The sequence below is a fragment of the Pedobacter glucosidilyticus DSM 23534 genome (assembly GCF_000425145.1).
Classification (GTDB): domain Bacteria; phylum Bacteroidota; class Bacteroidia; order Sphingobacteriales; family Sphingobacteriaceae; genus Pseudopedobacter; species Pseudopedobacter glucosidilyticus.
Window position 1 is genome coordinate 87,046 of the sequence record NZ_KE384314.1, and the last position, 13,064, is coordinate 100,109.

Genomic DNA, 13,064 nt, shown 5'->3' on the forward strand with positions numbered 1-13,064 from the left:
TTTTATAGAAATAGAATCCTATCTAATAGGAGATTGCTTCGTTTCTCTCGCAATGAACAAGGCGGAATAGATTGCTTCGCTAGGCTTGCAATGACATAGAATTATTATATTTAAATATGAAAACCTATTCTATCTATCTTTTAACAAACAAAAACAATACGGTAATATATACCGGAGTTACCAACAATCTAGAAAGGCGAATGTGGGAACACAAATTCGAGAAAGGATCTAAATTCACATCTAAGTATAAGTGCAACAAATTAGTTTATTACGAAGACTTTCATACTATTATAGATGCCATCGCTAGGGAGAAACAAATAAAAGCGGGTTCCAGAGCGAAAAAAATTGAACTTATAAATTCTATGAATATGAATTGGGATGATTTAAGTAAAGACTGGTTTGAAAACGAGCTTTAAGTTCATTGCGAGGAGTTTACGACGTGGCAATCTTTTTATTGAAATAGAATCCTATCTAATAGGAGATTGCTTCGTTTCACTCGCAATGACAAAGTGGGATAGTAAGAGATTACTTCGCTGAGCTAGCAATGACAGAATACTCAAGCTTATGACGTTTAGTTTTTCAATTTTAGTTTCTTAACTTCTCTGGGCTTTAAAAGTGATACCTCCATTTTAATATCCTCCAAAGGTCGGTTGTTGCTATCTACCTTTACATTAGCAATAGCATCTACCATGTCTAAACCTTTTACAACTTCTCCAAAAACAGTATAATTTCTGTCCAAAAAAGGTGTACCACCTATAGTTTTATAAACTTCACGTTGATAAGTTGGTATTTTTTTACCTTCTAAACGATATTGTTCTATTTGATTTAACTCTGCATCGGTATATTTTTTACCTTGTACGATATAAAACTGACAAGAGCTGGAAGCTTTAGCCGGGTTATTATCTCGGGCAGCAGCCAAAACACCTCTTTTATGAAAAAGCGTACTATCAAATTCAGCATCAACACGGTAACCTAAATCTCCACTACCTAAAACATCTCCTGCTTTAGCGGTTTTTGAGGTAGGGTCTCCGCCTTGTATCATAAAATCTTTAATGACACGATGAAATAGCGTTTGATTTAAAGTTCCATCCTTAACTAACTTTAAAAAGTTATCTCGATGTTTTGGAGTTTGATTATACAACATTAAATAAACCTCACCTTTGTTGGTACTGATTTTTACATATTGATTTTTAGGCTTCGCTGCAAAAACTAAGGTGTTTAACAGGATAAAAATGAGTGTAAGGGAAAAATTTTTTGATGGTTTGTACATATTTAGTTGGTTAGTTTGTTAGTTGGTTAGGTGGTTAGTTGGTTAGTTTGTTAGGTGGTTAGGTGGTTAGTTGGTTAGGTGGTTAGTTGGTTAGTCCTGATAGCTATGGGAGTTAAAGGGCTACAAATCAAATAAACTTTCAAAATAGGATACTATTAAAGACTTTAAAATCATTTCTTGTTCTAATAATGTATAATTGGGTATGGGTTTTATTTTCTTCCAATGCGGCCAACCATCTTGGTCTAAACCTTCTAACTCATAAAAACCCATCTCAGAAAATAAGCGACAGGTTGCGATATGCATTAATTCTTCTTTTTGTCTTTTACTAAACTTTTTTGGGCCTTTTCCTAACTCTTGCACACCTATTAAAAAAAGAATGACTTTCATATCTGGCTTTTCATTATCAAAATCACTAGCCAGAATTTGCTGTAACTTATTAAACTTATGATTAATCTCTGCTGGTATCATTAAAACAAAGATAATTTAAATACACATAAATAAGCTGCCAAACTGTGTATGATTAATTTTACAAAAACCTATAATGAAACATTGTTGCATATTATACGTTATTAGCTATATTTGCAACGTTTATTAAAATGGTTCATAAAAAAGGAATAAGGTTTTTAGGGTTTTTGCTGCTTTTAGCAGTAATACTTTCTGCTATTCCTTTTCATCAACTATTACACCAGCATCAAAACTTAAAAGAGCATACAAATACTTACGAGCTCAATAAATATGAACAACACTGCTGTAAACCAGTAAATGTTTTTCATAAAAATGCTGCTATTCTTCAAAAAGATTTTTTTCTTCTCATACAACAGCAAGAAACGGTTTACCATAACATTTACCAAAATGCTGTCATTTTAAAAAGCTTATCTTTTTCTAATAAAGCACCCCCTGTTTATCTGTCTTAAAACATTTCTTTAGTTTTTTACGGATAAATTTTTACACTTAATGAGGTATTTATTAATACTTTCTTTCCTATTTATTTTTACGAAGTTGAGCTTGGCTCAGAATTGTGACTTTTCAATTTTTGGAACTGTTAAAGATGTAACAGACGGAAAAGTTTTGCCTGGAGCTACCATTAAACTCATTAAAGAAAACCAAGTTACGGTTTCAGAAATTGATGGGCATTTTCACTTTTACAAGTTATGCGCTGGAAATCACATACTGGAAGTATCTTTTGTGGGTTATAACTCCACCATCGTGTCTATTGATGTAAGAGGTAAAGCAGATTTAACTATCAGTTTGGAGCCAACATCATCATTATTAAACACCGTAAAAATATTAGGCACCAAAAGTATTGAAACACCACTTCAGAGTACTGCTAAATTAAAAGACCGAGAATTGGCTTTAACCAGAGGAGAATCATTAGGAGAATCTCTAAAAAAAATACCTGGCTTAAACTCAATTCAAACCGGGCCTAGTGTTTCTAAACCGGTGATACATGGCATGCACTCTAACCGAGTATTGATTTTTAATTCGGGCGTACGCTTAGAAGGACAACAATGGGGAAGCGAACATGCACCAGAAGTTGATCCTTTTTTAGCTAACGAAATTAAAGTAGTAAAAGGAGCGGCTAGTGTACAATATGGTCCAGATGCGGTTGGTGGTGTTATTTTAATAGAGCCATCTACCCTCAATTACTACAATAAGTTTGAAGGTGAAGTGGATGTTGCTGCCATGAGCAATAACCAGATGGGAGCTTTATCTACCAAGATTGAAGGTTCTAACCAAAGTAATACCTTTGCGTGGCGATTACAAAGCAGTATAAAACAAGCTGGAAATGCTAAAACTGCCGACTATATTTTGGATAATACTGCTTTTAGAGAGCTTAATGGTTCTTTAGCGTTGGGATACCAAAAAGGTCACTTCAGTAGCGAACTTTTTGCTAGCTCTTTTAATACTAAATTAGGAATTTTTACCGGTTCTAACATTGGTAGCGAAAGTGATTTGCTGGCAGCTATCCAAAGGCCTAGGCCAGATATTATTGGAGACCGCTCTTATGAAATAGGTCGCCCTTATCAGGATGTGCAACACCAAACCATAAAATTAAAATCTTCTTATTTATTTGATGAGCTAGGCAAAGCTGGTTTACAATATAGCTTTCAACGCAATATACGCGAAGAATACAGTTTGGTAAGAGGCTCAAACAGTAATAATTATCAATTACAGTTTGAACTTAACACTCAAAACTTAGATCTCTACTTTGAGCATAAACCCTTGGGTAACTTTACAGGCAAATTTGGTCTGACGGGAATGTATCAGCAAAATTTTTATGATGGAAGTTACTTGATACCCTTTTTTGACAGTTACAATACCGGTGCGTATTGGATAGAGAAATGGTCTAAAAACCGCTTTGAGGTTGAGGCTGGCTTAAGGTTTGATTATAAATATATGCAAGCCAAGTTAAGAAACAACCCACGTGATAATAATAGTCCTATCATCACTCCTGAATTTAATTTTAACCAAACTGTAGGTACATTAGGAGCTTCTTACTTACTAAAAGAGGGCTTAAAAGTTCATGCCACGATGGCTCAAGCATGGCGCCCACCTGCCATAAGCGAATTATTTATTGATGGTATTGTACAAGCACAGGCTGCTTATGTTATTGGTGATAGAAATTTAAAAGAGGAATCGTCTTTAAACTTAAGTACTGGTATTAGTAAAACATCAGGCAAATTTACTGGAGATTTAAGCTTTTATTATGACTTTAATAATGATTACATCTATCTACGCCCCACACAAGAGTTTATACTTACTACCAGAGGTACTTATCGAGTTTTAAGATATGTACAGGTTGATGCTCGTTTTTATGGTACCGATGCTTTTCTAGCTTACCAAATCTATGAAAAATTAAATATAAGCTTGAAATATTCTGGTGTGAGGGCTTACAATAAAGCAAATAATAGCTTTTTAGAACTTATTCCGGCAGATAGAACATCAGCTACTTTAAGTCTAAAACTCCCTGATTTGAAACTTATGAGAAGTAACCTCTTAGATTTTAACGTACAGCATGTGGCCCAACAAAGTAGGGTAAACCCTGGTGCAGAACCTCTGCTCCCGCCAGCCGCTTATACTCTTTTTGGTGCAGATTTTACTAGTAATGTCAAATTTGGAAAGCAAATTTTAGGCTTTGGTTTAAGCGCTCAAAATTTATTTAATAAAAACTACAGAGACTATTTAAACAACTTCAGGTATTTTAATGATGACCTTGGACGAAACATCATTGTAAGATTAAATATGAAATTTTAACCAAATTTTTAACATTTAAAACAATTAAGAACATGAAGAACAAATTTAAATTTTTAGCTTTTGCAGTCCTTTTAATCGGAAGTATTTCTGCTTGTAAAAAAGATGAACCCCTACCGGATGTAAATGAAGACGAGCTAATTACTACAGTAACTTTAAGATTTACCAATACCGCTAACCCAAGTGATGTAGTTACTGTAACAGCCAGAGATGTAGATGGAGATGGCGGAAATGCTCCGGTTATCGGGCCCTTAAATTTACGTCCAAATACAAGTTATAATTTATCTGTATCACAAATATTAGATGAAACTGAAAACCCTGCTGAAGATATCAGAGAAGAAATTGTTGAAGAAGATGATGAGCATTTATTAGTTTACACAGCTACTCCATCTAATTTGATAACTGTAAATATTACTGATAGAGATAGGAATAATTTACCTGTAGGCTTAGCTGGAACCGCAACCACTGGTGCTGCTGGAACTGGTACCTTAACAGTTACTTTAAGACACCAGCCTAATGGCTTAAAAAATGGTACTGCTACCCCGGGAAGTACTGATTTTGAATTTACTTTCCCATTAACTGTGGTAAATCCTAGCTAAGCATTAATTTTTTATTTCATAGAGAGGTTGTTTGTCATGTTTCTTTAAATATGATGAACAACCTCTTTTCATTTATTCATCTACGGGAATTACCATGTTATAACTAAGTAATAACAGGTTACTTATAGGATAGTTTACATAGTTAGTACCTTGTTAGCACCCTGTTAGTACCCTGTTAGCACCCTGTTAGTGATAAAGAAATGGTAAACCTAAAGTATTACAGATACTGTTAAAAAAACTTAAGTCGTATCGTAAATTTTAGCTATGGAAAGGATGGTCTTAAATTTCTTTTTTAACCGATGAGTTTAAACATCATGTCCTCAAAAGTGAAAACATAAGTTTTCTATCTCCGCACTATTAGCACTATAAAAAGACTATTTTTTTAGAGAAATATTTAATTGGGATATTATTTCTGCTATGCTTAAGCTTTCTTGCGTACCGCTTTGCATGCTTTTAAAAGTTAATTTTCCGCTTTGCATTTCATCGCCACCAATAACAATTACATAAGGGATGTTTTTGTCGTTAGCGTATTGCATTTGCTTTTTAATTTTTGTACCAAATGGATAAAGCTCTGCATGAATATTTTGTGCTCTTAGTGATGCTAATATGGGTAAAGCATATTTTTCTTCTTCTTTACCAAAAACACATATCAAAACTTTGGTGCTTTCTTGTGTTGTTTGAGGGAAAAGATTTAATTCTTCTAAAACGTCGTAAATTCTATCAGCACCAAAAGAAATACCAGCACCAGTAAGATTTTGCAAACCAAACATCCCGGTAAGGTCATCATACCTGCCACCACCACCAATAGAGCCCATAGCAACTTGGTTTGTTTTAACTTCAAAAATACAGCCTGTATAATAATTTAAACCTCGGGCTAAGGTTAAATCGAGTTCTATTTTAGCTTTGTCTAATTTAAAATTAGCCAAATAATCAAACACTTCTCTAATTTCTGCAATACCTTTTAAACCATTCTCAGATGCTTTTAAAATAGTATCTAATTGTGCTAATTTTTCTTCGTTAGTACCTGCTAATAATATGACAGGTTTTAGCGTTTGCAAATCATCGGCTGTAAAGCCTTTGCTTAAAAGCTCTTTTTCTACCCCTTCTAAGCCAATTTTATCAAGTTTATCGATGGCAACTGTTAAATCTACAATTTGCGATGGTTTACCAATAAGCTCTGCAATGCCAGTTAAAATTTTTCGGTTATTGATTTTGATGGTGAAATCTGTTAAACCTAGCTTGCTTAAAGCTTCATCGTAAATGCAAATAAACTCTGCTTCATTAAGTAAAGAGTTTGAGCCTACCACATCGGCATCACATTGGTAAAACTCGCGATAACGGCCTTTTTGAGGCCTATCTGCTCGCCATACGGGCTGTATCTGAAATCTTTTAAAAGGAAAAGCTATTTCGTTTTGATGCATCACCACATATCTGGCAAATGGTACGGTTAAATCATAACGTAAGGCTTTTTCTGAGATTAGTGGTAGTAAGTTTTTAGATGATAGCTCTTCGCCTTTTTGCTTTAAGCCATCCGCTTTAAGCATATAATCTCCACTATTCAGGATTTTGAAAATCAATTTATCGCCTTCATCGCCATATTTACCGGTTAAAGTATCTAAGTTTTCCATCGTTGGCGTTTGTATTTCTTGGTAGCCAAACTTTTTGAAAACGCTTTTAATGATATCGTAGATGTGGTTTCTACGAATCATTTCTACCGGACCAAAATCTCTTGTACCTTTTGGGATGGATGCTTTAATACTTGCCATGCGGCAAAAATAGAAAAAAAGCTTTAGGAAAGTACAGGCTTAAGCCGATGTTGTTTTACTTCAATACATCAGAGAAATACCATTTATCTATGATATTTTGTCTTTCTGTCGGGGTAAGTTTATAAAACTCCGGATTTTTCTTGATGAAAATCTTAAGCGCATTTAGCTGATTAAACCAGATTTTGGCATAATCGCCACCATTTTTCATGCCATATTTATTTAGAAACTCGGCATAGCTTTTCTCATTTTTAAGGATTTTAGCCTCGTTAGCCTCTAATTCTTTAACGGCATCTTTAGAAGCCGGAAGTTTAAAATCTGTTCTTTTGCTTTCAAATTCTTTTCTGGCTTTTAGGTAAGACATAAAGCTTTCATCCTGATTTAGGTAGTAATAAAAGTACTTGATATCTTTTTCCTGCTTTTGAGCTAGAACCTGTAACCCTGTAAATAAGAATAATAGTAAGATAAGATTTTTCATGAAAACGCTATTTTAATACAATGCTAAAGTTTTTAATGCTTTAATTCTTGCAAAAGTTTTTCACAACGTGTGTAAACCATATCAAAAACAGGTGCAAATTCTTCATCGTTATAATAGGGGTCTGGTACAAAACCATCGGGAATAAAGAGCTTTACTTTTTCCTCATGTTCAGCCGTTTTAGCTTGTGCGATAACATCACGATAGTTTTGTTTATCCATAACCAAAATAAGATCAAAATCATCAAAATCAGCCGAGCTAAACTGCCTTGCTCTTTGGTTGGTGATGTCAATACCGTTTGCTTTAGCTACAGCAATAGAACGTCTATCTGGCTGATGACCAATATGCCAAGAACCTGTGCCGGCCGAGTCTATTTCCCAGTTTAACCCTTTTTGCTTTACCAGATGCTCCATAATACCATGGGCTAAAGGCGATCTACAGATATTGCCTAAACAAACCATTAAAATTTTCATAAATCTTTATTATAAGTTACATGAAGTTCTTTTTTTTAGAAATAATAAATGTGGAAGGCTTTGTAATTTGCTTTTTATATATAGGGTGTCTTGATGTTTTTTCTGCATCAAAAAATCATATTCAAACTTACCAAAACGGTAACAACTGTTCTCGGGCTTATACTTATAATCTTGGTTTACAAAAGCTCCGTTAAGCTTTAAAGTATCGGCTACTACCACATAAGTTCCTTTTACATACTCGCTCCAAGTATTGGTATTATAACACTCGCCGCCATATAAATTCACTTTAGAGTGTGTGTTAATCTGGAGATAAAAAGAATCGCAAGTAAATTTAAATTGATATTGCTCGTAATTTACCAATTGGTTTTTAAGCGGGATGCTATCTTCTGTCCAGCTACCCTGTAAAAAAGCATCTCCGGTACTTGGTACTTGCTCATTAAAAGAACATGCTTGTAGAGAAATAAAAAATACGGCATAAAGTAGTTTGGATTTATGATATCTTATCATCATCTCTTTAAAAAACCCAACCGTAAAATTTAGCATGTATTTGTACTTTTTATAAAAGCAGAGGCTTTTTCAAACCTCTGCTGTATGAAATTACTGATGTAACTATTTAAGCGAGCCCACCATATCTTCTGGCTTAACCCACTCTGTAAACTGTTCGCTGGTTAACAAACCAAGCTCTACAGCAGCTTCACGCAATGTTTTATTTTCTTTATGTGCTTTTTTAGCAATTTTGGCAGCATTTTCATAACCAATATGCGGGTTTAAAGCAGTTACCAACATTAAAGAGTTTTCTAAATGCTTTTTGATTTCTGGTAAGTTAGGCTCAATACCAACCGCACAATTGTTATTGAAAGATACGCAAGCATCACCAATTAAACGGGCAGATTGCAATACATTAGCTGCAATTACAGGCTTGAAAACGTTAAGCTCGAAATGCCCATTTGAACCTCCAAAAGAAACGGCCACATCATTACCTATAACTTGTGCACAAACCATTGTTAAAGCCTCTGGCTGCGTAGGGTTTACTTTGCCAGGCATGATAGAAGAACCTGGTTCATTATCTGGGATAATGATTTCGCCAATGCCGCATCTTGGACCAGAACTTAACATCCTCACATCATTACCTATCTTCATTAGAGAAACTGCCGCTCTTTTTAATGCTCCTGATAATTCTACCATCGCATCATGTGCTGCTAAAGCTTCAAATTTATTAGGTGCTGTTACAAAAGGTAAACCTGTTAAATCTGCAATATGTTTAGCTACTAAAACATCATAACCTTTTGGTGTATTTAAACCTGTACCAACTGCTGTACCACCTAAAGCCAATTCTTTTACAGCTTCTAAAGCTTGTTTAATGGTTTTAATACTGTTGGTTAGTTGTTGCGCATAGCCAGAAAATTCTTGCCCTAAGGTTAAAGGTGTAGCATCCATAAAATGGGTACGCCCGGTTTTTACAATTTCTGCAAAATCTTGTGATTTTTTTACCAAAGTTGCTTTTAAAAGCTCCAAGCCTGGTAAAGTAATTTCTACCACTTGCTTATAAGCAGCAATGTGCATAGCTGTTGGGAAAGTATCATTAGATGATTGTGATTTATTTACATCATCATTAGGATGCAATACTTTTTTATCATCATTTAAAGAACCACCATTGATAACATGCGCTCTGTAAGCAATTACTTCATTAGCATTCATGTTAGACTGTGTACCAGAACCTGTTTGCCAAATCACCAATGGAAACTGATCATCCAATTTACCTTCTAAAATTTCTTCACAAGCTTTGGCAATTAAATCTCTTTTTTCTGTAGAAAGTACGCCTAAATCGCAATTAGCCATAGCCGCTGCCTTTTTTAAGTAAGCAAAAGCATAGATAATTTCTTTAGGCATTGATGCCTCTGGACCAATTTTGAAATTATTTCTTGAGCGTTCTGTTTGTGCTCCCCAGTATTTATCTGCCGGCACTTTAACCTCGCCCATGGTATCATGTTCTATTCTGTATTCCATTTCGCTAATTAATTTTTAAATGCGTTCAAATTTATAATTTTTGTCCGTTTTATCTGATATAAACAAACAAATAGCCGAATGTTTAAAACTCATTTCTGTTTTCTTTTATATAATTTCTAATTTTCCCTCGTTTACAATTGCGAACCATATTTTTTTTTGATGATACAACGTAGCTTTTTTATAGCCTCTATTTGCGCCATTTTATGCTCTTCCTGCTCTTCTAACCCAGAAAACAAGGATAAAGACCCTAAAGTTAGAACCATTGATGATGATAAAACTGATAGTCTTCTTTTAGTTTATGATGAAAAAAAGGAAGATAAATATATTGCCGAATTTGCCCAAAGACTTCATAAGCGTTCTGGTTTTAACGGAAATATTCTGGTTGCTAAGAAAGGAAAAATCATTTATCAGAAATCTTTAGGCTGGGCTGATTATCTGCATCGCGATAGCTTAAAAATAAATTCGGTATTTGAATTAGCATCCGTAACCAAAACTTTTACCGGCGTTGCTATTATGCAGCTGATAGAGCAAGGAAAACTTTCTTTAACTGATGATGTAAAAAAGTTTTATCCTAATTTCCCTTATGATGGTATTAACGTAAAACTATTGCTTACCCACAGAAGTGGTATGATGAATTACGTTTACTTTATTGATGATATTTGGAGGAAAGAAAAGCGAGACATGAAAAAAGGCATCACCAATAAGGAGGTGATGAATATTATTGCTGAACGCAAACCTAACCCTTACACCAAACCTGATAATCGTTTCCATTATAACAACTCTAATTATATGGTTTTAGGTGCCATTATAGAAAAAGTTACAGGTATGAGCTATGCTGATTATATGATGGAAAATGTTTTTAAACCTGCCGGGATGAAAAACACCCACGTTTATTCTAAAGCGGTTTACGATAAAATTCCGGTAGATGTTGTAGGGCATGACCGTACTTGGCGCTACTCGGTTGTACAAAATTTCTTGGATGGCCCAGTTGGCGACAAAGGTATTTACAGCACAGTACATGATTTAGTTTTGTACGATAATGCCTTAAAAACTGGCAGATTATTAAATAAAGAAAGTTTAGACACGGCCTACACCGGAAGAAATACACCTGTTAATGGTCACTTTAATTATGGCTACGGCTGGAGGATTTTTGATGGCGATAAAGGTGAAAAAGTTGTTTACCACACCGGTTGGTGGCATGGATTTAGACACATCTACGTCAGAGATCTTAAAAAAGACATTGTTATTGTTTTATTAGGCAATTTAACCAATGGCAGCTTGTTACATTTAGATGATTTATATAAACACTTAAAAGTTCCTGTCATTAGAAAAAATGCTTACCACGGCAGCGGAAGCTTACCTGGAAGCGATGAAGATTAACATTATTTAAAACATTTTATCATAAAATTTATTTAACCATTTAACAAAAGAGCCAACATGTTTGACAAGTTATTTGAAGCACAAAAGAAAGCAGAAGAAGTAAAGAAAAGACTAGAAACCATTAGCGTAACTGGCGAGGCAGAAAACGGTGCTATAAAAGTTGTGGCTACTGCTGGTAAAACCATTAAATCTATCGCTATAGCTGATGATTTTTATACCTCAACAGATAAAGAGGCTTTAGAAGAATTAATAGCTGTAGCCGTTAATAAGGCTTTAGAACAGGCAGAAAAAATTTCGCAAGCAGAAACTGCCGCCATGACACAAGAAATGTTAGGCAGTATGGGTGGTTTAGGAGCATTAGGCAATTTATTTGGTAAATAAATAAACATTTTATGAAAGTAAACTATTTAGGACACTCTTGTTTTTTACTACAAACAGGAGGTAAAAAAATTTTAATTGACCCCTTCATTTCACCTAATGAAACGGCAAAACATATCGATATCAATAGTATCGAGTGTGATTATATTTTAATCTCTCACGGTCACGGAGACCACGTAGCCGATGTACAAAGCATAGCGCAAAGAACAGGCGCTAAATTGGTAAGCTCTTATGAAATTGTGGAGTGGTTTGCTAAACAGGGTGTAGCTGGCGGACATCCATTAAACATTGGCGGCTCATGGAATTTTGATTTTGGAACTGTAAAAATGACTTACGCTGCACACTCTAACTCTCTTCCAGATGGATCTTACGGAGGTACAGCAGGCGGTTTTATCATTAAAACAGAAGGAAAATCTTACTACTATGCTGGCGATACTTCTCTTACTCAAGATATGAAGTTAATTGGCGAGTTTCATGATATTGAACATGCCTTTTTGCCTATAGGCGATAATTTTACCATGGGCGTTGAGGATGCTACCATAGCTGCAAAATTTGTAGGTTGTAAAAAGGTTATTGGAATGCATTACGATACTTTTGGCTATATCAAAATAGATAATGATGTTGCTAAACAGAAATTTGCTGATGCTGGCCAAACGCTTACGCTGATGAAAATAAGTTTAAAAGAGGAAGATAGTATAGAGATTTAAGTGGGTAGTACCTAAATAAAAAAGCGTTTTTCATTGATTTGAAACACGCTTTTTTTATTATTGATTTCCTTACACAAGGCTTTCTGGCCTTTTGAGTAGCCATATTGATATTTAAAGCGATTAGAAATTAAGAGTTAAAATTTTAACGGTCTTATTTTAATTGTTTTTATCATCTTTAAATATTATTGAACCATCACTGTTTTTAAGCTCATGAATCAACAATTTTATGAAATAGTACAACTAATTAGACAATCCCGAAATAATGCTTTAAAAGCTGTTAATACGGAACTGATTAATTTATATTGGAATGTTGGTTCTTACCTATCAAAACAATTAGCAAATGCAAATTGGGGAGAAAAGACAATTGACGAATTAGCAAAATTCATCCAAGAAAATTATCCAGATTTAAAAGGTTTCAACCGAAGGGGATTATACAGGATGAAACAGTTTTATGAAACTTATGTAGGAAGCGAAATTGTGTCATCGCCGATGACACAAATTTAAAAAAGAGGCTGTCTCAGAAATAAACTGAGGCAGCTTTTTTATTTTCCATCAAATTTGTCAAGTATTTTTTGTTTAGGCTTATTACTTAGATATGTAATGGCTCAATAGAGAAGCTAAAGCCTTAAAATGGGAGAAAACAGCTTTTCTAAGCTGCTTTTTTTCTTAAGTTATGAGCAATAGCGATTAAACCCCATTCTATTTCCACTTTTTTCTTACCTCTGAGCATAAATCTCTTAAAGCCATGATTATGCTTGAT

The 13,064-nt window shown here is 34.5% G+C and carries 16 protein-coding genes; 8 read left to right on the top strand and 8 right to left on the bottom strand.

Features of this window, described 5'->3' with window-relative positions; genetic code table 11:
* Nucleotides 1–116 precede the first annotated feature (116 nt).
* Nucleotides 117–416, top strand: a complete 300-nt coding sequence (locus H510_RS0116970) for a GIY-YIG nuclease family protein (RefSeq protein WP_026905407.1) — start codon at nt 117–119, stop codon at nt 414–416.
* Nucleotides 417–571: 155 nt separating this feature from the next.
* Here H510_RS0116970 and H510_RS0116975 read toward each other — a convergent pair whose 3' ends face one another.
* Together H510_RS0116975 and H510_RS0116980 are read right to left on the bottom strand one after the other, a co-directional pair.
* Complete coding sequence (locus H510_RS0116975; protein WP_036693344.1) at nt 572–1,270, bottom strand: peptidylprolyl isomerase; 699 nt, start codon at nt 1,268–1,270, stop codon at nt 572–574.
* Nucleotides 1,271–1,390: 120 nt separating this feature from the next.
* Complete coding sequence (locus H510_RS0116980) at nt 1,391–1,738, bottom strand: hypothetical protein (RefSeq protein WP_026905409.1); 348 nt, start codon at nt 1,736–1,738, stop codon at nt 1,391–1,393.
* A gap of 128 nt (nt 1,739–1,866) precedes the next feature.
* Here H510_RS0116980 and H510_RS0116985 point away from each other — a divergent pair, with 128 nt between their 5' ends.
* From H510_RS0116985 to H510_RS0116995, 3 genes are read left to right on the top strand one after another with little or no spacing between them, the layout of a single operon-like run.
* Nucleotides 1,867–2,184 (top strand): hypothetical protein, encoded by a 318-nt coding sequence (locus H510_RS0116985; protein ID WP_026905410.1) that lies wholly within the window; start codon nt 1,867–1,869, stop codon nt 2,182–2,184.
* A 40-nt stretch (nt 2,185–2,224) separates the two neighbouring features.
* Complete coding sequence (locus H510_RS0116990) at nt 2,225–4,525, top strand: TonB-dependent receptor (RefSeq protein WP_081659320.1); 2,301 nt, start codon at nt 2,225–2,227, stop codon at nt 4,523–4,525.
* A gap of 32 nt (nt 4,526–4,557) precedes the next feature.
* Entirely contained in the window at nt 4,558–5,121 is a 564-nt protein-coding gene (locus tag H510_RS0116995) for a hypothetical protein (RefSeq protein ID WP_026905412.1), read from the top strand.
* A gap of 374 nt (nt 5,122–5,495) precedes the next feature.
* Here the strand turns inward: H510_RS0116995 and hisS are convergent, their stop codons facing one another.
* From hisS to fumC, 5 genes are all read right to left on the bottom strand, one after another.
* Nucleotides 5,496–6,887, bottom strand: a complete 1,392-nt coding sequence (hisS, locus tag H510_RS0117000; protein ID WP_026905413.1) for a histidine--tRNA ligase — start codon at nt 6,885–6,887, stop codon at nt 5,496–5,498.
* A gap of 55 nt (nt 6,888–6,942) precedes the next feature.
* Nucleotides 6,943–7,362, bottom strand: coding sequence for a hypothetical protein (locus H510_RS0117005; protein ID WP_026905414.1), 420 nt, complete (start codon nt 7,360–7,362; stop codon nt 6,943–6,945).
* A 32-nt stretch (nt 7,363–7,394) separates the two neighbouring features.
* Nucleotides 7,395–7,832: a low molecular weight protein-tyrosine-phosphatase gene (locus H510_RS0117010; RefSeq protein WP_026905415.1), complete on the bottom strand. Its 438-nt coding sequence runs from the start codon at nt 7,830–7,832 to the stop codon at nt 7,395–7,397.
* 9 nt (nt 7,833–7,841) lie between these two features.
* Entirely contained in the window at nt 7,842–8,375 is a 534-nt protein-coding gene (locus H510_RS19295) for a hypothetical protein (protein ID WP_051291368.1), read from the bottom strand.
* 66 nt (nt 8,376–8,441) lie between these two features.
* Nucleotides 8,442–9,839, bottom strand: a complete 1,398-nt coding sequence (gene fumC / locus H510_RS0117020) for a class II fumarate hydratase (protein ID WP_026905416.1) — start codon at nt 9,837–9,839, stop codon at nt 8,442–8,444.
* Nucleotides 9,840–9,998: 159 nt separating this feature from the next.
* On the opposite strand from fumC, the gene H510_RS0117025 reads away from it, so the two are divergent.
* The 4 genes from H510_RS0117025 (at nt 9,999) to H510_RS0117040 (ending at nt 12,808) form a co-directional block, all read left to right on the top strand.
* On the top strand, nt 9,999–11,219 hold the full coding sequence (locus H510_RS0117025; RefSeq protein ID WP_026905417.1) for a serine hydrolase domain-containing protein: 1,221 nt from the start codon (nt 9,999–10,001) through the stop codon (nt 11,217–11,219).
* A gap of 57 nt (nt 11,220–11,276) precedes the next feature.
* On the top strand, nt 11,277–11,600 hold the full coding sequence (locus H510_RS0117030) for a YbaB/EbfC family nucleoid-associated protein (RefSeq protein ID WP_026905418.1): 324 nt from the start codon (nt 11,277–11,279) through the stop codon (nt 11,598–11,600).
* Between the two features lie 11 nt (nt 11,601–11,611).
* Nucleotides 11,612–12,304, top strand: coding sequence for a metal-dependent hydrolase (locus tag H510_RS0117035; protein WP_026905419.1), 693 nt, complete (start codon nt 11,612–11,614; stop codon nt 12,302–12,304).
* A 210-nt stretch (nt 12,305–12,514) separates the two neighbouring features.
* Nucleotides 12,515–12,808: a DUF1016 N-terminal domain-containing protein gene (locus tag H510_RS0117040; RefSeq protein WP_026905420.1), complete on the top strand. Its 294-nt coding sequence runs from the start codon at nt 12,515–12,517 to the stop codon at nt 12,806–12,808.
* 145 nt (nt 12,809–12,953) lie between these two features.
* Here the strand turns inward: H510_RS0117040 and H510_RS19940 are convergent.
* Nucleotides 12,954–13,064, bottom strand: a 111-nt coding sequence (locus tag H510_RS19940) for a transposase (RefSeq protein WP_155977872.1), incomplete at its 5' end; no start/stop codon positions are given.

Coding starts and splice junctions, on each gene's coding strand:
- hisS (WP_026905413.1), bottom strand. CDS start 6,887: ATGGCAAGTATTAAAGCATCCATCCCAAAAGGTACAAGAGATTTTGGT.
- H510_RS0116980 (WP_026905409.1), bottom strand. CDS start 1,738: ATGATACCAGCAGAGATTAATCATAAGTTTAATAAGTTACAGCAAATT.
- H510_RS19295 (WP_051291368.1), bottom strand. CDS start 8,375: ATGCTAAATTTTACGGTTGGGTTTTTTAAAGAGATGATGATAAGATAT.
- H510_RS0116990 (WP_081659320.1), top strand. CDS start 2,225: ATGAGGTATTTATTAATACTTTCTTTCCTATTTATTTTTACGAAGTTG.
- H510_RS0117035 (WP_026905419.1), top strand. CDS start 11,612: ATGAAAGTAAACTATTTAGGACACTCTTGTTTTTTACTACAAACAGGA.
- H510_RS0117010 (WP_026905415.1), bottom strand. CDS start 7,832: ATGAAAATTTTAATGGTTTGTTTAGGCAATATCTGTAGATCGCCTTTA.
- H510_RS0117005 (WP_026905414.1), bottom strand. CDS start 7,362: ATGAAAAATCTTATCTTACTATTATTCTTATTTACAGGGTTACAGGTT.
- H510_RS0117025 (WP_026905417.1), top strand. CDS start 9,999: ATGATACAACGTAGCTTTTTTATAGCCTCTATTTGCGCCATTTTATGC.
- H510_RS0116995 (WP_026905412.1), top strand. CDS start 4,558: ATGAAGAACAAATTTAAATTTTTAGCTTTTGCAGTCCTTTTAATCGGA.
- H510_RS0117030 (WP_026905418.1), top strand. CDS start 11,277: ATGTTTGACAAGTTATTTGAAGCACAAAAGAAAGCAGAAGAAGTAAAG.
- H510_RS0116970 (WP_026905407.1), top strand. CDS start 117: ATGAAAACCTATTCTATCTATCTTTTAACAAACAAAAACAATACGGTA.
- H510_RS0116985 (WP_026905410.1), top strand. CDS start 1,867: ATGGTTCATAAAAAAGGAATAAGGTTTTTAGGGTTTTTGCTGCTTTTA.
- H510_RS0117040 (WP_026905420.1), top strand. CDS start 12,515: ATGAATCAACAATTTTATGAAATAGTACAACTAATTAGACAATCCCGA.
- fumC (WP_026905416.1), bottom strand. CDS start 9,839: ATGGAATACAGAATAGAACATGATACCATGGGCGAGGTTAAAGTGCCG.
- H510_RS0116975 (WP_036693344.1), bottom strand. CDS start 1,270: ATGTACAAACCATCAAAAAATTTTTCCCTTACACTCATTTTTATCCTG.